Below are 24,453 nucleotides of genomic sequence, written 5' to 3' on the forward strand. Positions count from 1 at the left end.
GCCGGACACGAAGCTTTTCGAGAACGCCCCCGCATGGCCCGCGATTACGCACAACGCAGCAGCGGCAACCGCCGTCAGACCCGCAGCACCGGCAAGCGCGGCGGTGGTGGCGTGCCCGGCTGGATCTGGCTGATCGCCGGACTGTCCTTCGGATTGGCGGTCGCCGCCTTCGTCTACATCAAGCGGCCGGTCGACAACAGCCATCTCGTGCCGCAGGCGCACGAGGCCGATGGCGAGGCGGCGGCAGGCACCGCCGGCGACGATGCCAGGCCGGCGCCGCGCAAGGGCGGCAAGCCGCAGGCGCTGGCCTTGCCGCCGAAGGAGAAGGAGCGCTTCACCTTCTACGAAATTCTCAAGAACCAGGAAGTCGTGCTGCCGAACGAGGCGGTGAAGTCGGCGCAGCCGCCGGCCACGCCGAAGCCGCAGGCGCCGCCGAACGCCGATGGCACGCCGCCGCCGTCGCCGGCGGCAAACGCCGACGCCAACAGCGGCAGCTACATCATCCAGGTCGCCTCGTACCGCTCGCAGGCCGAAGCCGAGAAGCAGAAGGCGAGCCTGGCGCTGATCGGTGTCGAGGCGCGCATCGAGAGCGTGACGATCGACAACAAGGACACCTTCTACCGCGTGCGCATCGGGCCGGACAAGAACTGGCAGCACGTGCAGCAGACCATGGCGCGCCTCGAATCGAACGGCATCCAGGCGCTGCTGGTGAAGCTCCAGTAGCGCGCATGAAAAAGGCCGGCGCAGGCCGGCCTTCGCGGCGCGCAGCGCCTCAGCTTTTGCGCGCCGGCAGCACGAGCAGCACGATGCCGAGCACCACGGCGCCGCCGCCGAGCCAGGTCGGCACCGAGACGCTTTCCTTTTCCTTCAGCGACAGATGCAGATCGCCGATGTTGGCGTCGTGCGTTTCCTTGGTGTACGAGAACTGCTTGTACGCGAGGCCGGCCGCGCCGAGCACGATCAGCGCGATGCCGATGATCCGGGTGATGCCCATGGTTCGTTCCTTGTCCCCAAACCGCGTGGTGCGGCGGCGCAATTGTGCGCCCGCTGCGGCCGAACGTCGCCTGAACGAATCACGGCCATGGCGGCGGGCGCGCCGCCGGGTCGAGACGGTAGTAGGCGGCGAGCAGCGCGTACAGCTCGGCGTGATGGCGGCGCAGGGCCTGCGGCTGCTGGAAGAAAGCTTCGCTGACCACGCCGAAGAATTCGCCCGGACTCTCGGCGCCGTAGGGATCGAGCACCGGCGGCCGGCGGTGGCGCTGCAGGCGTTCGTACTCGCGCTGCATGACCTGCGACCACGCCGCGTAATCGCCGACCTCGGCGAGCCGCGGCGCGCCTTCGCTCCAGGGATTCTCGTCGTCGAGCTGGTGCGCGAACTCGTGCACGACGACGTTGACCGCGTCGCCGCGCAGTGCCGCCTCGACGTCCTGCCAGGACAGGATCACGCGATCGCCCTGCCAGGATTCGCCGATCTGCTCGACCGGCTCGTCGTCGACGAGGCCCAGCTCGTCGGGTTCGTCGTGCGGCACGAGGAAGGCGGCCGGATAGAGCAGCACGCTGCGCAGCGGCGGAAACACCTCGGCGTCGTCGCGCAGCAGCAGCAGGCCGACGAGGCCGGCGACGATCAGCCGATGCTCGTCGTCGACCACGAAACCGTCGCAGCCGACGAAGCGCTTGTCGCGCAGGAAGGCCTGCACGCGCTGCGCGTAGAGGGCTTCGAGGGCCGGCGGCACGTAGGCCGCCTGCGGCACGCGCGCGGCGATGCGCTCGCGCCAGCGTTCGGGAACGGCGGCGATCTTGCGTTGCCGCGCGCGATGGCGGCCGTAGCCATGGAGGACGGCGGCGAGAACGAGAAGGCAGGCGACGATCAGCGGCGAGAGCACCGCCACAGCTTAGAGCGTCCGACAAAATGATTCCCCTCTGCGCCGACATTCATCGGCGCAGAGGGAGTTCGTTTTGATCAGGCGCGCGTGAGAAACGCGACGCCGCGCGCCGCGCTCAGCCGCCGAACCAGCCGCCGGGGCCGAAGTATTTCGTCACGCCGTCGAGCGCCGCGCCGTCGGGCAGCGCGCCTTCGCGTGCGTCGTCGCCGATCAGCAGCGCGCGATCGGCGCTGCGGCGATACGGCGACCAGGCGAGGCCGCAGTCGGGACGCGCGGCCTTGGCGAACGACACCCAGCAGTCGGCGAGCTGCGTCGCCTGGCGGCGGTCCTCGTCGTCGAGCGCGATCTTGAAGACAGCGAGGCTGTCGAGCGTGTCGAACACGTAGGCGATCTCGGCGGCGTGGCCGGCGCCCGGCGCCTTGCCGCGCTGGCCGGCGCTGAGGTGCGCGTAGCGATAGAGCCAGGCCGGCGCGTGGTGTGCGGCGATCCAGCGCGCCGGCGCCGCGAACACGGCGTCGCGGAACAGCAGCGGCGCGCGCGCATCGGCCTCGACGTCCGGGTACCAGCCGGACACCATGGGCAGGCGGATCAGCAGGCGGTCGCGCCAGCCCGGCTGGCGGAACCTCAGCAGGCTGCCTTCGCCGTCGTTGCTGCCGATGATCAGCGGCAGCTTCTGCTGGCGGCCTTCGGCGAAGACCTTGGCCGGCGCTTCGAACACCGTGCGGCCGTCGAGGAAGGGGCCGAAGCCGAGATTGCGATCGGCGGCCTGCGCGTCGATCAGCTTCTGCGCCGGCAGCGCGCGCAGCGCGGCGGCGTCGAGATCCCGGGCGACGCCGACGCCGGCCAGCGCGGCGACCACCTTGTCCTGCATCTTGTCGCGCGGCAGCGGCTTGCCCCAGCCGCCGCCGGATTCGACGATCGCCGCGCGAAACAGGCCGCGGCCGGCCGGATGGGTCATCAGATAGAGAATGTCGGCGCCGCCGGCACTCTCGCCGAACACCGTGACCTGCGCCGGATCGCCGCCGAACGCGGCGATGTTGTCGCGCACCCATGCGAGCGCCGCGATCTGGTCCATCAGGCCGAAGTTGCCGCCGTCGGCGCCGAGCGCCGGATGCGCGAAGTAGCCGAGATAGCCGAGCCGGTAGTTCAGGGTGACGACGACGACGCCACGCGCGGCGAGGCGCGCGCCGTCGTAGGCGGCGAGCGAGGCGGCGCCCATGCGATGCGCGCCGCCGTGCAGCCAGACCATCACCGGCAGCGCCTGCGCCGCGTGCGGCGGCGTCCAGACATTGAGATAGAGACAGTCCTCGCCACGCCGCTGCGGCGTGAGGCCGAAGAAGCGATCGTCGCCCTGCGCGCAGGCGCTGCCGAAGCGCGTCGCGTCGCGCACGCCGCTCCACGCCGCCGGCGCCTGCGGCGCCTGCCAGCGCAGCGCGCCGACCGGCGGCGCCGCGTAGGGAATGCCGAGGAAGGCCTGCACGCCGTCGGCGCTGCTGCCGCGCAGCGCGCCGCCGCGCACGGTGACCTGCGCTTCGGCGGCGGGCGCGGCGGGCGCGCTGCCGGTCCACAGCGCGACGAGCGCGGCGATCACGATGCGGCGAGCGTGCATACATCCTCCTTGCGCAAGCGTTCCACGTTCTGCCAGCCGGCGTCGTCGGTCGCCAGGCGGCGGATCAGCGCGACGCCGCGCGTGTCCGGCGCCCGCAGCGCGGCGGCCGGCGCGGCCTCGCCGGCGGCGAGCAGCAGTTCGAGTCCGTCGCGATGATCGACATCGCGCAGGGTGAGGAAGTTGTCGCTGTTGCCGGCGTAGAACGACAGCGACCAGTAGTCCGGCGAGGCCGGCAGGCGGATGCGCAGCGCGCCGCGCGAGAGATCGTAGACGCAGGCCGAGTAGGCGAACTCCGGCGCCGGGCGCACGATGCGCCGCGCCGCCGGCGTCACGCGCGGCGCCGCCAGCCAGCGGTGCAGGCGCTCGCCGCCGCCGCCGAGCTGGCGCAGGGTCGCGCGCATCAGCAGCGTCGGATAGGCGTGCACGAAGGCGATGTGCGCGAGGACCGCGACGACGACGGCGACGAGCAGGGGCGCGCGCCAGGGCTTCATCGGCAGCTCCGCCGCGTGATCGTCGGCAAGGCGTCGGCGCGCAGCGCGGCCTTGGGCCGGTAGAGGCGCAGCGTCAGGCTCGGCGTGCCGGTGGCCGTCGAATCCAGCCAGTTGGCGGACGCCTCGCGCGTCGTCGCCAGACGCGCGCGCCAGCGCCCGTCGCCGTCGCGCCGGAGGTGCGCGGCGTCGATGGCGTAGGCGGCGCTGCCGTTGCGCGGCAGGAATTCGTCGGCCGCGTACACGGTGAGCGACCACCACGCCGCCGGCAGCGTGCCACCGCGAATCTCGTAGTCGCAGCGCTCGGACAGCGGCGCGCCGCCGTCGTCCTGCGCGGCGATCAGGTATAGCGCCTCCTCGCGATTCAGCGCGAGCAGGCCATGGCGCGCGCTGCGCGCGCGCGTGTAGGCATCGGCGGCGGTGCTGCCGGTCAGCGGATCGCTCCGCCAGGCGCCGTAACGCTCGCCGTCCGGCAGGCGGCCGATCGCCCACCAGGCCGAGGCGACGCCGAGCGCGATGCCGCCGACGATCGCAAGGCCATGGCGAAGCGCGGCGCCCGGCATCGGTCAGAAGAAGCGCTTGCGCACTTCGATGCCGCAGGCGCGCGGCTGGCCGACGTAGCCGTTGTAGCTGCCGCTCTGCGCCGGGCTGTCGAAAATGATCAAGTTGTAGTGCTTGTCGGTGAGATTGGCGCCCCACAGCGAGACCTCGAACGCGGCCGGCAGCTGCAGGCCGGCGCGCGCGTTGAGCAGGGTGTAGCCGCCCTGGCGCTTGTTCGGATCGAGATCGACGCCGGTGTTGACCTCGCTCTGGTAGCGCGCGACGACGTTGGCGAAGGCGCTGGCGCTCCAGAACGGCAGCGCGTGCGCGTAGCCGGCGCCGAGCTGGCCGGTCCAGCGCGGCGCGTTGGTCATCTGCGCGCCGTCGTTCGCGCCCTTGGTGAACTCCGCGTCGGCATAGGTGACGGCGGCGCGCAGGTCGAGCCCCTTCGCCGGATACAGGGTCGATTCGAACTCGACGCCGCGCGAGCGCACGGTCGCGTTCTGCACCTGCCAGGCGAGGCCGTCGTAGCCGGCCAGCTGGAAGTCGTCGATGTCCATCCAGAACAGCGCGGTGCGCGTCTGCAGGCGGCGTCCGAAGAACGGCGCCTTCAGGCCGAGCTCGTAGGCGTCGACGGTTTCCGGACGGAAGGTCCGGTCGCCGTCGTTGGCGGTGGTCGGCGGATTGAGGTTGATGCCGCCGGACTTGAAGCCGGAGGAATAGCTCGCGTATGTGTACAGATCGCCGGCGAACTTCCAGCCGAGCGAGGCGGTGCCGGTGAAGCGATCGTCGTCGTAGTGCGCGCGATAGGGATCGGCGCCGCAGAGGAAACGGGCGCTGGCCGGCAAGGTCACGGCCGGATTGCAGGACGGGCTGTCCGAGGTGGCGTGGCCGCCGCCGGCTTTCTGCTCGTGCAGCCAGCGCAGGCCGAGCGTCAGATCGAAGCCGGCGCCGAGATCGACGATGTCGTGCGTGAACAGCGACCAGCTGCTGCCGCTTTGCGCGGCGCGCACGTCGGTCTGTCCGCGCCCGCTCGGATACAGCACCGCCGGTACCGCGCCGCCGCTGATTGCATGGACGTAGGCGCCGGCATCGTCGCCGAGCAGCGTCGCCATGTTCAGGTTCAGATCCTCGTCGGCGCCGTAGACGCCGATCAGCCAGTCGAGGCGGCCGGCGACGCCGTGCAACGACAGTTCGGCGGTCTTGGTGCGGATGCCGCCGTTCTGCACCGGGATGTAGACGAGGTCGATGTCGCTGTAGTCGCCGTCGGATTGATCGCGCCCGGTGCTGTCGCGATAGCTGACGAGGCCGCGCAGCTGTGCCCAGTCGAAATCCCAGTCAAGATGCAGCGACACGCCGCTGTCCTCGGCCTTGCTGGCCACGGGCCGATTGAAGGCGGCCGTGTCCTCGGACGGTGGCTCGAACACGGTGCCGCCGAGCGCCGTGATCGCCGGCGCGGTCGGCCCGTATTGCGTGTACGGCGCCGCGCAGCAGCGCTCGTCCTTGACGATGCGGTCGGCGATCAGGCGCAGCGAGAGACCCTCGAGCGGCTGGTACAGCAGCTGGCCGCGCAGCGTGTAGCGGTCGCGGTCGTTGTAGTCCTTGCCGTCGTACTGGTTGTGGATGAAGCCGTCGCGCTCGTTGATCTGCGCGGCGAAGCGCACGGCGAGCGTATGGTCGACCAGCGGCAGGTTGATCATGCCCTGCGCTAGGCGCGCGTTGTCGTTGCCGTAGCTGACGCTCAGCGCGGCGTCCGGCGTGAAGCCCGGCGCGTTGCTGACCAGGCGGATCGCGCCGACCGAGGTGTTCTTGCCGAACAGCGTGCCCTGCGGGCCGCGCAGCACTTCGATGCGGTCGATGTCGATCAGGTCGGTCAGCGCGAGACTGGAGCGCGACAGGTAGACATCGTCGACGAACACGCCGACCGAGCTTTCGAAGCCGACGTTGCCGCCCGAGGTGCCGATGCCGCGGATGCGGATCACCGAGCCGGCGTTCTCGCTGCCCGACACGGTGACGACCAGCGACGGCACCTGCATCTGCAGCGCCTGCGTGTCGCGCAGGACCGATTGCTCGAGCGTCTCGCCGCTGACCTCGCTGACCGCGATCGGCACCTGGTCGAGACTCTGGCTGCGCCGCGTCGCGGTGACCACGACCGTGGCGGTCTCGTCATCGGCCGGCGCCGCCGGCGCCGGCTCCTGGGCCGTGGCGGCGCCCGCCAGCAGCAGCGCTGCAAGGCCGCGCCACGCCGTTCCGAAGCCTGCCACTCCGAGCATCTTGCGCATCGTCTTCTCCCCTTGCGCGCCAGGTCTCGCGGCCTGGAGTCGAACGTCATTCGCCGTGCAGAAAGCGTCGATTTCTGCACGGAGTGTAGTCGACAATTCCGGCGATGCAAGCGCCGATTTCCGATCCTGCCGTAGCCGCCCGCCGACCGCGGCGGCGGCCTGCGCAGCCTGCCCGTCTTTTACGCGGACGCTCGTTATGCGAGAAATACCTATGAATTATTTGGATATACGGGAAACGGAACGGTTGCGGACGCGCCCGTCGCCACAGTGTGGCGCCGGCGCGGCCGGCGGGCCGCGCGCGCTTGCCGGACGAAGAGGCACGGCGTAGATTCCCGGAAAATGCACGGTAAGCACACATGATTGTCGACAATCAAAGCTCGCACGGAGCGGCCAGCGCCGAGCTGGTCGGTGGCGACGGCGATGCCGCTGCGGAGCTGCCGCTGATCCAGCAGACCGTGCGCCGCCTGCTGCGCGACATTCTCGTCGGGGTCTACCAGCCGGGCGCGCGCATACGCGAGGCCGACGTCGCGCAGCGGCTCGGCATCAGCCGGGCGCCGGTGCGCGAGGCGCTGCGCGTGCTGGAACGGGACGGCCTCATCGAGCTGGCGCCGTGGCGCGGCGCGCGCGTCATCGATCCCGCGCCGGCGGAAATCGCCGATCTGTTCGATCTGCTCGGCGTCGCGCACGGCGCGGTCGCGCGCTTCGCGGTGCGCCACGCCTCGGACGAGCAGCTGCGGCAGTACGCCGAGGCGATCGACGCGCTCGAGGCGCTGATCCGCGGCGGCCGCAAGAACGTCGAGCTGGTCGACGCCGCCTATCGCGCCGGCACCCTGCTCGCCGAGGCTTGCGGCAGTCGCCAGGCGGCGGCGATGCAGCGCCGCGTCGGCCGCGTCGCGTACTGGCTGCACCGTTTCCTGCAGCCGGCGCCGTCGCGCTGGCGGCAGCAGTCGCTGGCGCGGCATCGCAAGCTGGTGACGGCGCTGCGCGCCCGTTCGGAGATCGCCGCCGAGAAGGCGGCGCGCCGCGTCGTCGAGCACACGCGGACGCTGGTGCTGCAGCGTGCGCAGGCGCACGCCGCCGGGCCCGCGCGATGAGCACGCTGTTGCGCTCGCCGGCGACCGGCACCGTCTGGCAATTCGCCGCGCGTCTCGACGAGCCGCTCGCGGCCGGAACCGTGGCGCTGTACGTCGAATCGATGAAGATGGAGATTCCCGCCACCCTGCCGCGCGCGGGCCGCATCAAGGCCTGGCTGGTGCGCGAGGGCGACGCCGTCGAAGAAGGTCAGCCGCTCGCCGAGCTCGGCTGAGCCCTGCGCTGGAGAAGCGACGCATGGATGACGAGGCGCTGCGCGAACTGCACCGCCGCCGTGAGGCGGCCGAGCGCATGGGCGGCGCAGAGGCGGTCGCCGCCTGGCATGCGCAGGGCCGCCTGACGGCGCGCGAGCGCATCGCCGCCTTCGTCGATCCCGGCTCCTTCCAGGAACTCGGCAAGCTCGCCGGCGCCGGGCGCTACGACGCGCAGGGCCGCTATCTCGACTTCACGCCCTCGAACAGCGTCATGGGCCGCGGCGAAGTCGACGGCCGGCCGCTGATGGTGGTCGCCGACGATTTCACGATCCGTGGCGGTTCCTCCGAAGCGGCGGTCGCCGAGAAGTGGATTTATGCCGAGCGCATGGCGCTGGAATTTCGCATGCCGCTGGTGCGGCTCGTCGACTCGGCCGGCGGCAGCGTCAAACTGCTCGCCCGGAGCGGGCGCACCAAGCTGCCCGGCTATCCGCTGTGGCCGAGCACGGCGCTGATGGGCGCGGTGCCGGTGCTCAGCGCCGCCTTCGGTTCCTGCGCCGGGCTCGGCGCGGTGCGCGCGATCGCCGCGCATTTCTCGGTGATGGTGCGCGGCCAGGCGCAGGTCTTCGCGGCCGGTCCGCCGGTGGTGAAGCAGGGCCTGGGCCTCGACGTCGACAAGGAAGCGCTCGGCGGCGCCGATCTGTGCACGCGCGTCAGCGGCGCGATTCTCAACGCGGCCGATGACGAGCGCGCCGCGCTCGCGCAGCTGCGGCGCGTTCTGTCCTATCTGCCGGGCCATGCCTGGGAAGCGCCGCCGCGCGCGGCGAACGACGACGATCCCGGGCGCCGCGAGCCGGCGCTCGATACGGCGATTCCCGCCAACCGCCGCCGCGTCTACGCGGCGCGGCCGATCGCCGAGGCGATCTGCGACCGCGGCTCGTTGTTCGAGCTCGCGCCGGACTTCGGCGCCTCGCTGCGCACGTATCTGGCACGGCTCGACGGCCACGCGGTCGGCTTCATGATCAACGATCCGGCGCAGAGCGGCGGCGCGCTGACGCGCGCGGCGGCGCAGAAGCTGGAGCGCTTCGTCGATCTGTGCGACAGCTTTCATCTGCCGGTCGTGCATCTCGTCGACCAGCCGGGCGTGATGATCGGCCCGGAAGCCGAGCGCGCCGGCACGCTGATCGCCGCGGCGCGCGCCGGCGCGGCGATCGAGCAGGCCAGCGTGCCCTGGGTCAGCGTCGTGCTGCGCCGCGCCTACGGCGTCGGCGGCTCGATGCTCGGGCCGTGGAGCGGGCCGCACGGCACCTCGCTCAATCACCGCTTCGCCTGGCCGAGCGCGCGCTGGGGCTCGATCCCGATCGAGGGCGGCGTCGCCGCCGCGCACAAGCGCGAGATCGAGGCGGCCGGCGATCCGGACGCGAAACGCCGCGAACTCGAGGCGTACTACGAGCATCTCGGCTCGCCGTTCCGCACCGCCGAGGCTTTCGGCGTCGTCGACATCATCGAGCCGGCCGAGACGCGGCCGCTGCTGTGCCGTTGGGTACGCGACGCCGTGCGTCTCACGCAGCTGCAGCCGGCGCCGAAGCGCCGCACGCTGCGATGAGCGCGGAGGCCAAGACGCGCGCGGGCGACGACGGCGAGCGCCGCGCGCCGCTGGCCGGCTATCGCGTGCTGGAGCTGTGCAGCACGATCGCCGGGCCGGCCTGCACGCGTCTGCTTGCCGATTTCGGCGCCGAGGTGATCAAGATCGAGCCGCCGGAAGGCGATTCGGTGCGGCAGATCGGCATTCCGGACGATGGCATCGCGCTGTACGCGGCGTCGATCCTGCGCAACAAGCGCGCGGTGACGATCGATCTCAAGACCGCGCGCGGTCGCGAACTGGTGCTGCAGCTCGCCGCGCACTGCGACATCGTCGTCGAGAATTTCCGGCCCGGCACGCTGGAGAGGCTGGGCCTCGACTACGAAGCGCTGACGCGCGACAACCCCGGCCTCGTGTTGGTACGCATCAGCGGTTACGGCCAGAGCGGACCGCGTCGCGCGCAGCCGGGCTACGGCGCCATCTGCGAGGCTTTCGGCGGCGTGCGTCACCTGATCGGCGAGCCCGGCCAGCCGCCGCCGCGCGTCGCCGTCCCGGTGATCGACTATCTCTCCGCCGCCTACGCCGCTTACGGCGCCGCGCTCTCCCTGCTCGAACGGCAGAAGAGCGGCCGCGGCCAGGTCATCGACTGCGCGCTGTACGAGGCGGCGTTCTCGATGCTCGAGGCGGCCATTCCGTCCTACGACCGTTTTGGTTACGTGCCGAACCGCGAGGGCTCGCGCCTGCCGTACATGGCGCCGAACAATCTCTATCCGACGCGCGACGGCGGCTACGTGCTGATCGCCGCCAACAACGACGCGACCTTCAAACGCCTGATGACGGCGATCGGCCGCGCCGATTCGCTAGCCGATTCGCGCTACGCGACGATCAACTCGCGCTGGGCGAACGTCGACGCGCTCGACGCCGAGATCGGCGCCTGGACCGCGACGCGCGACGCCGGCGACATCGAAGCCGTGCTCGAAGCGGCCGCCGTGCCCTGCGCGCGCGTCTACACGCTCGCCGACGCCGCCGCCGATCCTCACTACGCGGCGCGCGAGATGCTGCTGCGTGCGCCGCATCCGCATTTCGGCGAGCTGCTGCAGGTCGGCATCGTGCCCAAGCTGTCGGCGACGCCGGGCGCCGTGCGCTGGAGCGGGCCGGAGCTGTCGGCCGACACGCGCGCCGTGCTCGCCGAGAAGCTCGGTCTGTCCGACGCCGAACTCGACGCGCTCGAAGCCGAAGCCGTGATCCGCAGCCGCCGCAAGGAAAGCTCATGACGTCCGTTCCGCCGCGCCGTTCCGCCTACGCCTGGTTCGTCGTGCTGCTGCTGACGGCGGCGCACGTGCTGTCCTACGTCGACCGCCAGATCCTCAATCTGATGGTCGATCCGATCCGCGCCGATCTCGGCGTCAGCGACACCGGGATGAGCCTGCTGATGGGCTTCAGCTTCGCGATCTTCTACACGGTCTGCGGCATCCCGCTGGCGTGGTGGGCGGATCGCGGCAGCCGGCGCGGCCTGATCGCGCTCGGTGCGTTCGCTTGGAGTCTCGCGACCGCGGCCTGCGGCCTCGCGCTGCGCTATGGCTCCTTGCTCGCCGCGCGCATCGGCGTCGGCATCGGCGAGGCCTCGCTGTCGCCGGCCGCGTACTCGCTGATCACCGACTATTTCCCGCGCGAGCGTCGCGCCAGCGCGATCAGCCTGTTCGGCAGCGGCGTCTACATCGGTTCCGGCGCCGCCTATCTGCTCGGCGGCGCCATCATCCATTACGCCAGCACGCATCCCTTGCCGACCTTGCCGCTGGTCGGCGCGCCGAAGCCCTGGCAGTTCGTGTTCCTGCTGCTCGGCGTCGTCGGCGCCGTGTTCAGCGTGGTGCTGTTGGCGATTCGCGAGCCGGTGCGCGGTGCGCGCCGGAGCACGACGCCGTTTGCCCTGCTGCGCAGCGAACTGCGGGCGAACGCGCGCACGCTCATCTGCCATCACCTCGGCTTCGCGATGATCGCGGTCGCGACCTACGGCAGCGCCGCATGGATTCCCAGCTACCTGATCCGCCTGCATCACTGGACGCGCGTCGAGGTCGGCATCTGGTACGGCGGCGCCGTCGCGCTGTTCGGCACGCTCGGCGTGCTCGCCGGCGGCGCGCTCGCCGATCGTCTGCTGCGGCGCGGCGTCGAGGACGCGACGCTGCGCGTCGGCCTGTTCGCGGCGCTCGCCGCGATCCCGAGCACTGCGCTGTTCCTGCTCGCCGGTGATCGGGCCCTGGTGCTGACGATGGTGCCGGCGATCTTCTTCTTCAGCATGCCGTTCGGCGTGGCGCCGGCGGGACTGCAGGAGGTCGTTGCGCCGGCCGTGCGCGCGCAGGTTTCGGCGATCTACCTGTTCGTGCTGAACCTGCTCGGTCTCGGTTTCGGACCGACGGCCGTCGCCCTGGTCACCGATTACGTCTATGGCGACAAGCTGGCGGTCGGCCATTCGTTGCTGCTGGTCTGCACGCTGGCGCCGACCCTGGCGGCGATCCTGCTGCGGCTCGGGCGCACGCCGTTTCGCGCCAGCCTGGCGCGGCAGCGTGCCCTCGCCGCCTGAGCGGCGCCTCTACCAGAAGCCGCTCGGCTTGTCGGGATCGTCCTCGGCGTCGGGCCGCGCCGCGCTGGGCGTCGCCGGCCGGCCGCTGCGCCGGCCGCGGTAGTAGGACACCGCGCGCAGGGTCGCGAACGGACCGACGATCAGCGCGATGACGAGAATGATGACGCCGATGATCGTGCCATTCATGCCGCCTCCAGCGATCAGAGTGCCTCGAGCCTGGCGAAGCTGAGCATCAGCCACTTCGTGCCGGCATTCTTGAAGCGCACTTCGATGCGCGTGCGCTCGCCGTCGCCGTCGAAGGCCAGCACCGTGCCCTCGCCGAATTTCTCGTGCCGCACCGACTGGCCGAGACGCAGGCCGGCCGGGCCTTCGCTCTTGCCCATCATGCTCGGTGAAACCGGCTGCCGCGTTAACGGCGGCTCGTGGCGCGCGCCGTAGGCGCCGCGTCGCTCGTTCACGTCGCCGCGATCCCAGCCGCCGCCGGAGAAGCCGGCGCTGTGCTCGCGGCCGTAGGCGCTGCGCGGCGCGAACGCGGGACGTGTGAGGCTGGCGCGCGGCCGCGTCTCGACGATGACCTCGGGCGGAATCTCGCGCAGGAACATCGACGGCGCGTTGTTCTGCTCGACGCCGTGCATGCGCCGCATCTCGGCGTAGCTCATGTACAGCTGCTTGCGCGCGCGCGTGATGCCGACGTAGCAGAGCCGGCGTTCCTCCTCGAGATTGCCTTCGCCGGCCGAGCGCGCATGCGGGAACAGGCCGTTCTCCATGCCGACCATGAACACCACCGGAAACTCGAGGCCCTTGGCGGCGTGCAGGGTCATCAGCTGCACGCAGTCCTCGCCGGGGCCGGCCTGCGCTTCGCCGGCTTCGAGCGCGGCATGCGTGAGAAATTCCGTCAGCGGATCGGCACGCGGCGACTCGTTCTCGTCGGGCGGCTCGTTCGTGACGCGGGGTTCGAAGCTGCGCGTCGCGCTGATCAGCTCATCGAGGTTTTCGAGACGCGCTTCGGCCTGCTCGCCCTTTTCCTTGCGATAGTGCTCGCGCAGTCCGCTGCGCTCGATGACGCGCTCGGTCGCGCGCGACAGCGCGACGGCCTTGGTCTCGCTGGCCAGCGATTCGATCAGGCCGGTGAACTGCTGCAGCGCCGCCGCCGAGCGACCGAGCGGGCCGGCGCCCTGCGTCGCCGCCGTCCACAGCGAGACGTCCTTGTCGCGCGCGAGCTGGCGCAGCTTCTCGACGCTGGTCGCGCCGATGCCGCGCGGCGGCGTGTTGACGGCGCGCTCGAAGCTCGTGTCGTCGTGGCGGTTGTGCAGCAGGCGCAGATAGGCGAGCGCGTCCTTGATTTCCTGGCGCTCGAAGAAGCGCAGGCCGCCGTAGATGCGGTACGGCAGGCGCGCACGGATCAGCGCTTCCTCGAGCACGCGCGACTGCGCGCCCATGCGGTACAGCACGGCGATCTCGGACAGCGCACAGCGCCCGTCGAGATGTTCCTTGATGCGGGCGACGACGAAATCGGCCTCGTCGTACTCGTTGAAGGCGGCGTAGAGCTGGATCGGCTCGCCGTCGCTGCCGTCGGTCCACAGTTCCTTGCCCAGGCGGCCGGCGTTCTTGGCGATCAAGCCGTTGGCGGCGGCGAGGATGTTGCCGGTCGAGCGGTAATTCTGTTCCAGGCGCACGACTTCCAGACCGCGGAAGTCCTGCGCGAGCCTGAGCATGTTGTCGACGCGCGCGCCGCGCCAGGAATAGATGCTCTGGTCGTCGTCGCCGACCGCGAACAGCACGCCGTCGCGGCCGGCGATGACGCGCAGCCAGTCGTACTGCAGCTTGTTGGTGTCCTGGAACTCGTCGACGAGGATGTGGCGGAAACGGCGGCGGTAATGCGCCTGGATGTCGGCGTGATCGCGCGTCAGCTCGTAGGCGCGCAGCAGCAGCTCGGCGAAGTCGACGACACCCTGGCGGTCGCACTGCGCCTGGTAGGCACTGTAGATGCGCACGAACTGGCGCTGCGTGTAGTCGCCCTCGTCGGCGAAGTGCTGCGGCCGCCGCGCTTCCTCCTTCTGCGCGCTGATCCAGCCGGCAACGGTCTTCGCCGGCCACTGGTCGTCGGGCAGTTCCAGGTTCTTGATGATGCGCTTGACGAGTCGCACCTGGTCGTCGGCATCGAGGATCTGGAAGTTCTGCGGCAGCCCGGCCTCCTTCCAGTGCATGCGCAGCATGCGATGCGCGACGCCATGGAAGGTGCCGACCCACATCGCGCGGATCGGCACGTCGACCAGCTGCTCGATGCGCGCGCGCATCTCGGCCGCCGCCTTGTTGGTGAACGTCACCGCGAGGATCGACATCGGCGACACGCCCTCGGCGGCGATCAGCCAGGCGACGCGGTGCGTCAGCACCCGCGTCTTGCCCGAGCCCGCGCCGGCCAGCACGAGGCGGTGTTCCGGCGGCGCGGTGACCGCTTCGCGCTGCGCGGGATTCAGGGAGGCGACGAGGGGAGAGAGATTGGACGACAGCTCAAGCATGCTGCATTGTACCGGCCGCGGCCCATCGCGCCGTAACGGGACTTTCGCACGTGCATCGCCGAGCCTTTCTCGCCTCCATCGCCACGCTGTTCACCGCCGCCTGCGCCGAGGATTCCGGATTCGGTCTCGCCTTCCGCGCGCTCGGCAGCGACAGCGACCGCTACACGGTGACGCCGGAGCGCATCGCCGCGATTCCGTATTCGACGATGGGCTTCTGGACCGGCAACGGCGTGCAGAAGATTGTCGTGATGGAAACGCTGGAGCCGCCGTATCGCGCCACCTGGCGCGCCGACGACCGCATGCTGGTGGTGACCGACAACGGCCTGGTCACGCAGACCAGCGGCATGCTGCGCGACCTGCGCCGCTACGCCTACGACGACGTGCCGGTGCTGACGATCGAGCTGATCAGGCAGCTCGACGGCCGCAGCCTGAAGGGCCGGATCGACGTCTCCGCCCCGGACCAGGCGGGCCTGCCGTTCGAGGCGACGTTCAAGGTCGGCGCGCCGCAGCGCATCACCATTCTCGGCGCGGAGCAGGTGGTGATTCCGGTCACCGAGCAACTCCGGCTGCCGCACCAGCGCTGGAAGACCGAGAACCGCTACTGGTTCCGCGAGCGCGACGGCCTGGTGATCAAGGGCGAGCGCGGTTTCCATCCCGATCTGCCGCCGCTGCAATGGGAGCGCTACATCCGGCCGGCGGCCACCGCGGCCTGAACCGTTCGGCGCGCCTGCCGCCGCGCAGCAACGAAAAGGCCGCCCGAAGGCGGCCTTTTTTGCTTGAAGCCAGCGGACCCGTTACGGCGTGGTCGACGTCGTCGCGGTGGTCGGCGTGTTGTCGTCGTCGGCGGCGACCAGGGCGGTGATGGTGCCGGTCGTCAGCAGCGTGACGAGGACCGAGCGCAGCACGGCGGCGCCCGCATTGGCACCGGCACCGGCACCGGCCGGCGTGCCCTCTTCGGCGGCGGCGGCAGCCTGTGCGGCGACGATCAGAGCAGCACCAACGAAAGCGGCTATACGGTTCATGACGAAATCCCCTGAGAATCCATGAGCGCGGGAGTGGGTTTGGGTTCGAGTATATCGGCACGGCGGTATTTGGCAAGTCCGGCGCTAATGCCGCGGCTTTATCCGACGCCGAAGTACGCCTCAACGTGCGGGAAAACATCGGGTAGCATGCGGACTCCTGCCCGCTTGCCTGCGCGCTTTCACGGCCGAAGCCCGAGCCCTCGGGTTCCGGCGGACCGGGGTCGCGCCCGCGAGGCGGTCGTTAAGATGCAGCCCGGCCCGCACGCCCACATAAGGACGACGCCTTGTCACCTCTGCGCCGCACGATGAAGCATGACCAAGCCGCTCTTCGCCCGGCGCCCGGCATGGCCGTCCTGCTCCTGCTGGCCAGCGGCGGCGCGCAGGCGGCGGCCTTCGACGCTTTCAACGACTACGGCGGTGTCGGCCTGCTGCAGACGCCGACGGCGCGCGTGTCGGATCCCGGCGAGTTCGCGGTCGGCGTGCAGACGCTCCATCCCTACAACCAGCTGCAGTTTACCGCCCAGCCGTTCCGCCGCATCGAGACGACGTTCCGCTATTCGGAAATCACCAATCGCCTGTACGGACCGGAGGATTTCAGCGGCCACCAGAGCTACAAGGACCGCTCCTTCGACGTGAAGCTGCTGCTGCTCGACGAGAGCCAATACCTGCCCGCGGTCGCGCTCGGCGTCCGCGACCTTGGCGGCACCGGCATCTTTTCCAGCGAATATCTCGTCGCGAATTACCGCTGCTACGACTTCGATTTCAGCCTGGGTCTCGGCTGGGGTCGTCTCGGCGCGCGTGGCGGCATCCGCAATCCATTTGCGGCGATTTCGGATCACTTCGAGGATCGTCCCGAGCGTTCAGAGTCCGGTTCGACCGGCGGCAACCGCCTGTTCCGCGGCAAGGAGATCGGCCTGTTCGGCGGCGTGCGCTGGCAGACGCCGCTGCCGTCGCTGTCGCTGACCGTGGAAGTCGACGGCAATGACTACAAGCACGAATTCATGGACAACAACCAGGACGTCGCCTCGCCGGTGAACGTCGGGCTGTCCTGGCGTCCGAACCGCTACATCGATACGACGCTCGCCTACGAGCGCGGCAACACGGTCGCGGCACGCATCAGCCTGCGCACCAATTTCAACGAATGGCGCGGTGCGCCGAAATTCCTCGATCCGCCGCGGCCGACGCCGTCCGCCGCGGCGCCGACCCTGCCGGATGCCAGCGCGACGCCGGTCGCGCCGGCCGGGCCGGTGCGCGAGTCCGCGCCGACCCCGCCGATCTCGAGCGCCAGGCCATCGCCGGTCGCCGGCCTCGAGCCGGCGCTGCGCAAGGCGCTGTCGGCGCAGGGCATCACCTTGCAGGCGCTGCGCATCGACGACGGCCGGCTGACGGTCTGGTACACCCAGACCCGCTATCGCAAGACCGCCGAGACGCTCGGTCGCGTGGCGCGCACGCTCGCCGACACCGCGCCGGCCGACGTCACCGACTTCACCCTGAGCGAGCTGCGCTACGGTTTCGAGAGCTACCGCGTGACGCTCGCGCGCGGCGACGCCGACGGGCTGCTGCGCGGCCAGATCGCGCCCGAGGCACTGCAGGACCGCGTCGCGATCACCGCGCCGGCGGGTGACACGCGCTGGGATGAGGACCGCGTTCACCGCTATCCGGATTTCAGCTGGGAGACCGGGCCGGCGCTGCGCCAGAGCATCGGCGGGCCGGACAAGTTCTATTTCTATCAGCTGTGGTGGCGGCTCGGCGGCACGCTCAACCTGACGCCGCACTGGAATCTCTCCGCGCAGGTCGGCGCCAATCTCTACAACAATTTCGACGAGCTGAAGCTCGAGTCGAACAGCGTGCTGCCGCATGTGCGCAGCGACATCGCCAAGTATCTCAAGCAGGGCGAGGACAACATCGTCCGTCTCGAGACCAATACCTTCTTCCCGCTCGGCACGTCCTTGTACGGTCGCTTGTCGGGCGGCCTCTTCGAGGAAATGTATGGCGGCGTCGCCGGCGAGCTGCTCTATCGCCGCTTCCAGCAGCCCTGGGCGCTGAGCCTCGACGTCAATCACGTCTGGCAGCGCGACTACGACCAGCTGTTCGCGTTCCGCGACTACGACATCAGCACCGGCCATCTGACCGGCTACTACGAATACCGGCCCGCCGATCTGCTGGTGAAGCTCAGCTACGGCCGCTATCTGGCCGGCGACTGGGGCGCGACGCTCGACGTGGCGAAGTACTTCCGCAGCGGCGCCGCGGTCGGCTTCTTCGTGACCAAGACCAATGTCTCGGCCGAGGACTTCGGCGAAGGCCAGTTCGACAAGGGCATCTACCTGGTCATTCCCTTCGACTTCTTCTCGGCGCGGTCCTCGCGCAGCAACATGACCCTGAGCTTCCGGCCGCTGACGCGCGACGGCGGCCAGAAGGTGCGCGACGGCATGCCGCTGTACAACGCGACGACCACCGTGCCGGAGTTCAACGCCGGCAGCGCCCTGCCGATCTACTGAATCGCCGCCCTCGCGCCGCCGCTACGAGCGCGGCGCGAGGATCGCGTCGAGCCGCGCCGGCGTGCCCTTGAGGCGCTGCAGGCCCGGGTAGCGCGGGCCGCCGCGATAGTCGAGCGTCGCCGTCCGGTAGTGATCGCCGTCGCGCACCAGCAGCTCGAGCGGCGCGGCGCCGGCTTTCGCGGTCGCGGCGACGGCATCCTTCAGTCCGTCGGCCTCGTAGGCGTCGCCGTTGACGGCGACGATCTGCGCGCCGACCGTCAGGCCGGCCTTGAACGCCGGGCCGTCCCAGATGACTTCGCTGATCTTGCCGTCCTTGGCGACGGCGACGAGGCCGAGCGAGAAGCTGAGGTCGACGCTCTTGCGCAGCTTCTCGGCGTGCCTGAAGTATTCGCTCGGCTGGTCGGTGTAGATCAGCTCGTAACCGCCGCGCTTCAGGCCGTCGAGCGGCGCGCCGGCGGCGTGCGCGTCGAGGCGCTGGCGCAGGAAGGCCGCCCAGTCGTAGGGCTGCACGGCGTTCAGCGCGGCGACCACGTCGTCGAAGCCGTAGGCCAGCGGCGCCATGCGGCCGTCGTCGACGCCGAAGAAGGCCTTCGCGAAATCGTCGAGCGATTTGCCGCCGCCGCTTTTCTCGCGGATCAGCGTGTCGACGTCGAGCCAGACCAGCTGGCCCTCCGAGTAGTAGTCCTCGCTGCGCTGCCAGCTGCGCCAGGGAACCGGCCGCCGCTGGGCGATGATCGGATCATGGGTGGTGTCCTGCAGCGCGCGCCATTGCCGTCCGGCGCGCTGCTCGTAGACGGCGGCGGTCAGGGCCAGCGCGTCGAGCGTCTGTTCGCGGCTCAGCAGGCCGGCGCGCGCCGCCAGCACGTAGCCCCAGTACTGCGTCTGGCCCTCGTAGACCCAGAGCAGCGAATCGCGCATCGGCACGTTGAAGTTCGGCGTCCACAGATCGGCGGGGCGGCGGAACTTGCCGTTCCAGGAATGCGTGTACTCGTGCGCGAGCAGATCGCGGCCGGCCGAGCTTTTGTCCCAGTCGAGAAAGTATTTCGGCGCGACGCGGTTCTCGCTCGAGCGATGATGCTCGAGGCCGATGCCGCCGAGCTCGTCGCTGAGCGCGACGAGAAAATCGTAGTGATCGTAGTGCCGCGAGGCGAACAGCCGGTCGGCCTGCTGCACGAGCCTGCGATGCGCGCCGATCTGCGCCGCGCTCGCGTCGAGCAGGTCGGCGCGATCGGCGACGAGATTGAGGCGGATCGGCCGCTTCGCGCCCGGATCGAGGTCGATCTGCCGGAACCAGCGCCCGGCGAACATCGGCGAATCGACCAGCGTCTCGAAGGACACGGTCCTGAACGTCGCCGTGGCGCCGTCGCGCGTCGCGGTGTCGAGCGCCGTGCCGTAGTCCCAGCCGTCCGGCAGGCGCACGCTCGCCGCGACCGGAATGCGGCGCGCGTAATAGCCCGCCGGATACAGCGCCACGGCGTTCCACTGCAGGTTCAGCATCGCCGGCGTCATGACGACACGGCCCTGCGCCGGATCGGTCGGCGACACGAACTGGAAGTCGAGATCGAGCGCGTCGACGCCGGCCGGCACGTCGACGTGAAAGGCATAGACATTGACGACGTCGCGCGTCCATTCGAGCCGCTGGCCGCGGGCGCTGACGGTCAGGCCGGCGAGGCTGTCGATGCGGCCGGTCGGACCATGGTTGCCGGGCAGCCATTGCGGGTAGAGCAGCGTGACGCGCCGCCCGCCGTCCGGCGCAGGCGCGAGCGGAATCGTTTCGCGCACGCGGAACACGTGGCGCTCGAGATCGGTCGCGTCGACGGCGAGCGTCAGCGTGCCCGGATAGTCGACATCCTGCGGCTCGACGATCGCCGGCGGCGACGGTGCCGGCTGCGGCAGGGACTCCTGGGCATGGGGTGCGGCGGCCAGCGCCAGCAGGGCGGCGGCGATCAGCGTTCGGTTCACGGGCGTCGGACGTCGGGGGAGAAAGCGCCAACGCTACGCAAGCCGCCGGAGCGCTGTCTACGGTCCGGCGGCCGACTGGGTGATTTCCGGCGTCGGCGCGCTCAGTGCTTCTGCTTCCGGCGCGTGCGCAGGTTGATCATCTCGACCAGCGTCGAGAAGCCCATCGCGAAGTAGATGTAGCCCTTCGGCACGTGGAAGCCCATGCCTTCGCCGACCAGCGCCATGCCGATCAGCACCAGGAACGACAGCGCCAGCACCTTGATCGTCGGGTGGCGCTCGACGAAGGCCGACACCGGGCCGGCGAAGAACATCATGACGCCGATGGCGACGACGATCGCCGCGATCATCACCGGCACGTGGTCGGTCATGCCGACGGCGGTGATGACGGAGTCGAGCGAGAACACGATGTCGAGGATCATGATCTGCACGATCACCGCCGCGAAGCCGGTCGCCGCCTTGCCGACCACGTGCTCGGCGTCGTGTTCGCCGCCTTCCACCGATTCGTGGATTTCCAGCGCGCTCTTGCCGAGCAGGAACAGGCCGCCGCCGATCAGGATGATGTCGCGGCCCGACACGCCCCAGTCGCCGAGGTGGAACAGCGGTGCCGTCAGCTTGGCCAGCCAGGCCAGCGACAGCAGCAGCAGGATGCGCGTGCCGCAGGCGCCCGCCAGGCCGATCACCCGCGCCCGCGCGCGCTGATGCTCCGGCAGCTTGTTCGCCATGATCGACAGGAAAATGATGTTGTCGATGCCGAGCACGATCTCCAGCGCGGCGAGCGTGAAGAGCGCGATCCAGAGTTCGGGTTCAAGCAGGGCGTGCATGGAGAGATGTCAAAGAATGAAGAGCTGGGAAAGCTGGTGATCTGAAGACGCGAAGCTGTCGTCGCGAGCAGGGCCGAGGTCACGTCTTCCGCGCACAGCCGTGCTGATGCACGGCGAGCACGGAAGGCGTGAGATCGGCCCGCGCAGCAGACAGATTCGCGTCTTCAGTGGCGGGCTTTGGCGAGCAGGCGGAGGATCTCGAGGTATAGCCAGACCAGCGTCACCATCAGGCTGAAGGCGCCGTACCACTCCATGACCTTCGGCGCGCCGCCGGCCACGCCCTGTTCGATGGCGTCGAAATCCAGGGTCAGGTTCAAGGCCGCGAGGCCGACCACCAGCAGGCTGAAGCCGATGCCGACCAGGCCGCCCTCGTGGATGAACGGAATGTTGATGCTCGTGAACGCGCGCAGGCCGAGGTCGACGAGATAGAGCAGGGCGACGGCGCCGGTCGCGGCGACGATGCCGAAGCGGAATTTCTCGGTGACGCGAATGACGCGCGTGCGGTAGAGGAACAGCATCATCGCCAGCACGCCGAAGGTGAGGCCGATGGCCTGCACGACGATGCCGGCGTAGCGCAGCTCGAACATCGCCGACAGGCCGCCGAGCGCGAAGCCCTCGGCCATCGCATAGAGCGGTGCCGTGACCGCCGACCAGGCGCTCTTGAACACGGTGACGAGCGCGAGCGCGAAGCCGACCAGGAGGCCGCCCCAGACGAACGGCGAGACCGCCGCCAGCGCCGCCTGCGGACCGGCCTCGGCCAGCGCGGTGTTGAAGCGCATCCAGGTCCAGCCGGCCGCGATCAGCAGCAGCACGAACAGGATGGCGGTCTTGCCGACCGTGCCGTCCATGGTCATGGCCTCGCCCTGGGCGACGCCGAAGTCCTTGTTGCGCAGTACCGGATTGCCTGATTGCACGTCGTCGCTCCACGGCTGATGACGCCGGCATCCTAGCGCAGCCGCGCGGCGCGCGCCGGCCCGTCATCGGATTGTTGCCGGACTGTCATCCGCCGATCATCGAGCGTCACTAATCTGCAATGCGCCGGCTTGCGGCGATGACGACGGGATGTGCATGCGGATTGCTTACGGCGTGATGGGCTACGGTCGCGGCCACGCGATGCGCACGATGTCGGTGCTGCCCGCGCTGCAGGCCGGGCACGACATCACGGTCTTCGCCGGCGGCGACGCCTACGAAGTGCTGGCGCCGCGCTTCCCGACGGTGCGCATTCCGACCATCGGCTACCAGTACAACAGCGCCGGCACGCATTCGCTGCCGAAGACCGTCGCGCGCAATTTCGCGCCGATGCGCGATCTGCTGTTCGGCGGGCCGGGCTCGGCGCAGGTCGAGCGCGAGATGAAGGCGCGCGGCATCGAGCTGGTGATCTCGGATTCCGAAGCCTGGACGCACCGCGCCGCGCAGAAACTCGGCATTCCGCGCATCAGTTTCGATCACGTCGGCATCATCGCCTACTGCAAGCCGCATTTCCCGCCGGACCTGTGGGCGCTCGGCATGCGCGACGCCTGGGGCTACCGGCAGCTGATGGGCGTGCCGGAACGCATCCTCGTTTCCAGCTTCTATCCGGCCGAGGCCGCCTATCCGCAGGTGCGCATCGTCGGCCCGATGCTGCGCGACGAAGTCGTGCGCGAGACGCCGCGCAGCGGCGACTACCTGCTGGCCTACTTCAACAAGGGCGAGCATCAGTACCTGCCGCATGTCGACCGCGCGCTGCGCGAACTCGACTGCCGGGTCATCGTCTATGGCACCGGCCTGCGCGGCGACAGCGAGAACCTCGAATTCCGCGCGCCGAGCGTCGACGGTTTCGTGCGCGATCTCGCGCACTGCCGCGCCGTGCTGTCGACGGCCGGCAACCAGCTGATCGGCGAAGCGATCCACTTCGGCAAGCCGATTCTCGCCTTGCCGGAAGCGGCTTTCGAGCAGCGCCTCAATGCGCACATGATCGAGCGCATGGGCGTCGGCCAGCGCGGCGACCTGATGCGCCTGACGCCGAGCGACATCGACCGCTTCCTCGGCAACGGCGCCTGGCATCGTTCCAACATGAGCGATCACCCGCGCGACGGCCGCGCGCAGGCCATCGAACACCTGCAGGCCGACATCGAGGCGCTGATGCCGAAGCGCCGCGCCGCCTGCCGCGCAGAGGCGGCGAAGCCGCGCCGCGCGCGCTTCGGCCAGCGCGCGCCGGCCTGAGCGCCGCCGCCACGCACGCGCCAGGCCGCGGACCATGACACGGGCGGAGCAAGAACGATGGCGAAAGTGACGGGAATCGGCGGTGTGTTCTTCAAGAGCCGCGGCCGCGGCGCCGTGCTGGCCGAGTGGTATCGGCAGCACCTCGGCCTGGCGCTCGAGGATTTCGGTGGTGCGATCCTCAAATGGCCGGAGGACCGCGCCGAGGACGGCGGTCTCACCGTCTGGTGTGTGGCCGACGCCGACAGCCGCTGGTTCGCGCCGGGCGAGGCGCCGTTCATGATCAACTACCGCGTCGATGATCTCGACGCGCTGCTCGCGCAGCTGCGTGCCGCCGGCGTCGCCATCGTCGCCGGCCCGGAGTCGCACGAGAACGGCAAGTTCGCCTGGATTCTCGATCCGGACGGCAACAAGCTCGAGCTCTGGCAGCCGATGCGCTGGGACGAGAGCAACAAGCCGTCCTGAGGGGCGCGGCGCGCCGATCAGGCGCGGTCTGACAGCCAGTTGTCGAGCAGGCGCAGCATCAGGCGGTTGTTCTGCGCGAAATCGTCGAGCCGCGCGAGGATCGCCTCCGGCGCCTGCACGTAGCGCCCCGGCGCCGGTCGCTCCTGTTCGAACCAGACGCGCGCGTTGGCGGCGGTGACTTCGAGATGGAACTGGATGGCCGCGACCGAGGCGCCGCTCGCCGTGCGCAGCGCATAGGCCTGGTGCGCGCAGGCGGCGCTCGCCATCAGGCTCCGCGCGCCGGCGGGAATCGCGAAGGTGTCGCCGTGCCAGTGGAAGGCCATGAAGCGCTCGGGGAAGCCGGCGAACATCGGCGCCTGCCGCCCCGCTTCGGTCAGCTGCAGGGCGTGCCAGCCGATCTCCTGGTGCGCGCCGCGCGTCACCGGCGCGCCGAGCACGTCGGCGATCAGCTGCGCGCCGAGGCAGATGCCGAGCGCGCGCCTGCCGGCGGCAAGGCTGGCGCCGATGAACGCCTTCTCGTCGCGCAGCCAGGGATGCGCCGGGTATTCGTAGATGTTCATCGGCCCGCCCATGACGATCAGGGCGTCGAACGCCTGGACGGCGGGCAGCGTCTCGCCGGCGTAGAGACGCGTCCGCGTGACCGTGTGGCCGCCGGCGGCGAGCGCCGGGGCGATGCAGCCGAGGTCCTCGAAGTCCGCGTGCTGCAGCCAGTGCAGTCTCAC

23 protein-coding genes are annotated in these 24,453 nt (G+C 70.1%); 10 read left to right on the forward strand and 13 right to left on the reverse strand.

What is annotated here, in order from left to right:
- Nucleotides 1-33: 33 nt before the first annotated feature.
- Nucleotides 34-723 (forward strand): SPOR domain-containing protein, encoded by a 690-nt coding sequence (locus K344_RS0114310; protein WP_028081241.1) that lies wholly within the window; start codon nt 34-36, stop codon nt 721-723.
- A 49-nt stretch (nt 724-772) separates the two neighbouring features.
- Here the strand turns inward: K344_RS0114310 and K344_RS0114315 are convergent, their stop codons facing one another.
- From K344_RS0114315 to K344_RS0114340, 6 genes are all read right to left on the reverse strand, one after another.
- Nucleotides 773-994 carry a hypothetical protein gene (locus K344_RS0114315; protein WP_028081242.1) on the reverse strand — a complete coding sequence of 74 codons (222 nt, stop codon included), beginning with the start codon at nt 992-994 and terminating at the stop codon, nt 773-775.
- Between the two features lie 79 nt (nt 995-1,073).
- Entirely contained in the window at nt 1,074-1,889 is an 816-nt protein-coding gene (locus tag K344_RS0114320) for a M90 family metallopeptidase (RefSeq protein WP_028081243.1), read from the reverse strand.
- 109 nt (nt 1,890-1,998) lie between these two features.
- On the reverse strand, nt 1,999-3,492 hold the full coding sequence (locus tag K344_RS21860) for a carboxylesterase/lipase family protein (protein WP_051362247.1): 1,494 nt from the start codon (nt 3,490-3,492) through the stop codon (nt 1,999-2,001).
- Nucleotides 3,471-3,983 carry a DUF1254 domain-containing protein gene (locus K344_RS0114330; protein WP_028081244.1) on the reverse strand — a complete coding sequence of 171 codons (513 nt, stop codon included), beginning with the start codon at nt 3,981-3,983 and terminating at the stop codon, nt 3,471-3,473. Before K344_RS0114330 ends, K344_RS21860 begins: the two co-directional genes overlap by 22 nt.
- Nucleotides 3,980-4,543 carry a DUF1214 domain-containing protein gene (locus tag K344_RS21865; protein WP_051362248.1) on the reverse strand — a complete coding sequence of 188 codons (564 nt, stop codon included), beginning with the start codon at nt 4,541-4,543 and terminating at the stop codon, nt 3,980-3,982. The genes K344_RS0114330 and K344_RS21865 overlap by 4 nt, the downstream gene beginning before the upstream one ends.
- A 3-nt stretch (nt 4,544-4,546) precedes the next feature.
- On the reverse strand, nt 4,547-6,802 hold the full coding sequence (locus tag K344_RS0114340; RefSeq protein ID WP_084197458.1) for a TonB-dependent receptor: 2,256 nt from the start codon (nt 6,800-6,802) through the stop codon (nt 4,547-4,549).
- Nucleotides 6,803-7,158: 356 nt separating this feature from the next.
- Here K344_RS0114340 and K344_RS23140 point away from each other — a divergent pair, with 356 nt between their 5' ends.
- Genes K344_RS23140 through K344_RS0114365 form a run of 5 tightly spaced genes read left to right on the forward strand, consistent with a single transcriptional unit; the run spans nt 7,159 to nt 12,245 of the window.
- On the forward strand, nt 7,159-7,896 hold the full coding sequence (locus tag K344_RS23140; RefSeq protein ID WP_051362249.1) for a GntR family transcriptional regulator: 738 nt from the start codon (nt 7,159-7,161) through the stop codon (nt 7,894-7,896).
- Complete coding sequence (locus K344_RS0114350; RefSeq protein WP_028081246.1) at nt 7,893-8,108, forward strand: acyl-CoA carboxylase biotin carboxyl carrier protein subunit; 216 nt, start codon at nt 7,893-7,895, stop codon at nt 8,106-8,108. The genes K344_RS23140 and K344_RS0114350 overlap by 4 nt, the downstream gene beginning before the upstream one ends.
- Nucleotides 8,109-8,131: 23 nt before the next feature.
- On the forward strand, nt 8,132-9,691 hold the full coding sequence (locus K344_RS0114355) for an acyl-CoA carboxylase subunit beta (protein ID WP_028081247.1): 1,560 nt from the start codon (nt 8,132-8,134) through the stop codon (nt 9,689-9,691).
- A complete protein-coding gene (locus K344_RS0114360; protein ID WP_028081248.1) occupies nt 9,688-10,941 on the forward strand; it encodes a CaiB/BaiF CoA transferase family protein in 1,254 nt (417 codons plus the stop codon). The genes K344_RS0114355 and K344_RS0114360 overlap by 4 nt, the downstream gene beginning before the upstream one ends.
- Complete coding sequence (locus K344_RS0114365; RefSeq protein ID WP_028081249.1) at nt 10,938-12,245, forward strand: spinster family MFS transporter; 1,308 nt, start codon at nt 10,938-10,940, stop codon at nt 12,243-12,245. Before K344_RS0114360 ends, K344_RS0114365 begins: the two co-directional genes overlap by 4 nt.
- A 9-nt stretch (nt 12,246-12,254) precedes the next feature.
- Here the strand turns inward: K344_RS0114365 and K344_RS24130 are convergent, their stop codons facing one another.
- Both K344_RS24130 and uvrD read right to left on the reverse strand, forming a co-directional pair.
- Nucleotides 12,255-12,431: a hypothetical protein gene (locus tag K344_RS24130; protein ID WP_157622947.1), complete on the reverse strand. Its 177-nt coding sequence runs from the start codon at nt 12,429-12,431 to the stop codon at nt 12,255-12,257.
- A 14-nt stretch (nt 12,432-12,445) separates the two neighbouring features.
- Entirely contained in the window at nt 12,446-14,764 is a 2,319-nt protein-coding gene (gene uvrD, locus K344_RS0114375; protein WP_028081250.1) for a DNA helicase II, read from the reverse strand.
- 50 nt (nt 14,765-14,814) lie between these two features.
- Between uvrD and K344_RS0114380 the strand changes: the two genes are divergently transcribed.
- A complete protein-coding gene (locus K344_RS0114380) occupies nt 14,815-15,477 on the forward strand; it encodes a YjbF family lipoprotein (protein ID WP_028081251.1) in 663 nt (220 codons plus the stop codon).
- A gap of 81 nt (nt 15,478-15,558) precedes the next feature.
- Here K344_RS0114380 and K344_RS21875 read toward each other — a convergent pair whose 3' ends face one another.
- Complete coding sequence (locus K344_RS21875) at nt 15,559-15,786, reverse strand: hypothetical protein (protein WP_043114507.1); 228 nt, start codon at nt 15,784-15,786, stop codon at nt 15,559-15,561.
- Nucleotides 15,787-16,130: 344 nt separating this feature from the next.
- On the opposite strand from K344_RS21875, the gene K344_RS21880 reads away from it, so the two are divergent.
- Nucleotides 16,131-18,284 (forward strand): YjbH domain-containing protein, encoded by a 2,154-nt coding sequence (locus K344_RS21880; RefSeq protein WP_051362250.1) that lies wholly within the window; start codon nt 16,131-16,133, stop codon nt 18,282-18,284.
- A gap of 21 nt (nt 18,285-18,305) precedes the next feature.
- Here the strand turns inward: K344_RS21880 and K344_RS0114395 are convergent, their stop codons facing one another.
- The 3 genes from K344_RS0114395 to K344_RS0114405 all read right to left on the reverse strand — a co-directional run bounded on the left by K344_RS0114395 (nt 18,306) and on the right by K344_RS0114405 (nt 21,981).
- The gene (locus K344_RS0114395; RefSeq protein ID WP_028081252.1) at nt 18,306-20,246 is read right to left on the reverse strand and encodes a M61 family metallopeptidase; all 1,941 of its coding nucleotides are present in this window, start codon (nt 20,244-20,246) and stop codon (nt 18,306-18,308) included.
- Nucleotides 20,247-20,347: 101 nt separating this feature from the next.
- Entirely contained in the window at nt 20,348-21,067 is a 720-nt protein-coding gene (locus tag K344_RS0114400) for a TerC family protein (protein ID WP_028081253.1), read from the reverse strand.
- 164 nt (nt 21,068-21,231) lie between these two features.
- Nucleotides 21,232-21,981 (reverse strand): Bax inhibitor-1/YccA family protein, encoded by a 750-nt coding sequence (locus K344_RS0114405; protein ID WP_028081254.1) that lies wholly within the window; start codon nt 21,979-21,981, stop codon nt 21,232-21,234.
- A gap of 154 nt (nt 21,982-22,135) precedes the next feature.
- Between K344_RS0114405 and K344_RS0114410 the strand changes: the two genes are divergently transcribed.
- A complete protein-coding gene (locus K344_RS0114410) occupies nt 22,136-23,269 on the forward strand; it encodes a glycosyltransferase family protein (RefSeq protein ID WP_028081255.1) in 1,134 nt (377 codons plus the stop codon).
- 57 nt (nt 23,270-23,326) lie between these two features.
- Nucleotides 23,327-23,731 (forward strand): VOC family protein, encoded by a 405-nt coding sequence (locus K344_RS0114415; RefSeq protein ID WP_028081256.1) that lies wholly within the window; start codon nt 23,327-23,329, stop codon nt 23,729-23,731.
- Nucleotides 23,732-23,748: 17 nt separating this feature from the next.
- Here K344_RS0114415 and K344_RS0114420 read toward each other — a convergent pair whose 3' ends face one another.
- Complete coding sequence (locus tag K344_RS0114420; RefSeq protein ID WP_028081257.1) at nt 23,749-24,453, reverse strand: type 1 glutamine amidotransferase; 705 nt, start codon at nt 24,451-24,453, stop codon at nt 23,749-23,751.

The organism is Solimonas soli DSM 21787 (assembly GCF_000474945.1).
In the GTDB taxonomy this organism is placed as follows: domain Bacteria; phylum Pseudomonadota; class Gammaproteobacteria; order Nevskiales; family Nevskiaceae; genus Solimonas; species Solimonas soli.

Bases quoted from the DNA above. Each gene is read 5' to 3' on its own strand.
- K344_RS21865 (WP_051362248.1), bottom strand. From the start codon at position 4,543: ATGCCGGGCGCCGCGCTTCGCCATGGCCTTGCGATCGTCGGCGGCATC.
- K344_RS0114360 (WP_028081248.1), top strand. From the start codon at position 9,688: ATGAGCGCGGAGGCCAAGACGCGCGCGGGCGACGACGGCGAGCGCCGC.
- K344_RS21875 (WP_043114507.1), bottom strand. From the start codon at position 15,786: ATGAACCGTATAGCCGCTTTCGTTGGTGCTGCTCTGATCGTCGCCGCA.
- K344_RS21860 (WP_051362247.1), bottom strand. From the start codon at position 3,492: ATGCACGCTCGCCGCATCGTGATCGCCGCGCTCGTCGCGCTGTGGACC.
- K344_RS0114355 (WP_028081247.1), top strand. From the start codon at position 8,132: ATGGATGACGAGGCGCTGCGCGAACTGCACCGCCGCCGTGAGGCGGCC.
- K344_RS0114310 (WP_028081241.1), top strand. From the start codon at position 34: ATGGCCCGCGATTACGCACAACGCAGCAGCGGCAACCGCCGTCAGACC.
- K344_RS24130 (WP_157622947.1), bottom strand. From the start codon at position 12,431: ATGAATGGCACGATCATCGGCGTCATCATTCTCGTCATCGCGCTGATC.
- uvrD (WP_028081250.1), bottom strand. From the start codon at position 14,764: ATGCTTGAGCTGTCGTCCAATCTCTCTCCCCTCGTCGCCTCCCTGAAT.
- K344_RS21880 (WP_051362250.1), top strand. From the start codon at position 16,131: ATGGCCGTCCTGCTCCTGCTGGCCAGCGGCGGCGCGCAGGCGGCGGCC.
- K344_RS0114365 (WP_028081249.1), top strand. From the start codon at position 10,938: ATGACGTCCGTTCCGCCGCGCCGTTCCGCCTACGCCTGGTTCGTCGTG.
- K344_RS0114330 (WP_028081244.1), bottom strand. From the start codon at position 3,983: ATGAAGCCCTGGCGCGCGCCCCTGCTCGTCGCCGTCGTCGTCGCGGTC.
- K344_RS0114315 (WP_028081242.1), bottom strand. From the start codon at position 994: ATGGGCATCACCCGGATCATCGGCATCGCGCTGATCGTGCTCGGCGCG.
- K344_RS0114415 (WP_028081256.1), top strand. From the start codon at position 23,327: ATGGCGAAAGTGACGGGAATCGGCGGTGTGTTCTTCAAGAGCCGCGGC.
- K344_RS0114340 (WP_084197458.1), bottom strand. From the start codon at position 6,802: ATGCGCAAGATGCTCGGAGTGGCAGGCTTCGGAACGGCGTGGCGCGGC.
- K344_RS0114400 (WP_028081253.1), bottom strand. From the start codon at position 21,067: ATGCACGCCCTGCTTGAACCCGAACTCTGGATCGCGCTCTTCACGCTC.
- K344_RS0114410 (WP_028081255.1), top strand. From the start codon at position 22,136: ATGCGGATTGCTTACGGCGTGATGGGCTACGGTCGCGGCCACGCGATG.
- K344_RS23140 (WP_051362249.1), top strand. From the start codon at position 7,159: ATGATTGTCGACAATCAAAGCTCGCACGGAGCGGCCAGCGCCGAGCTG.
- K344_RS0114350 (WP_028081246.1), top strand. From the start codon at position 7,893: ATGAGCACGCTGTTGCGCTCGCCGGCGACCGGCACCGTCTGGCAATTC.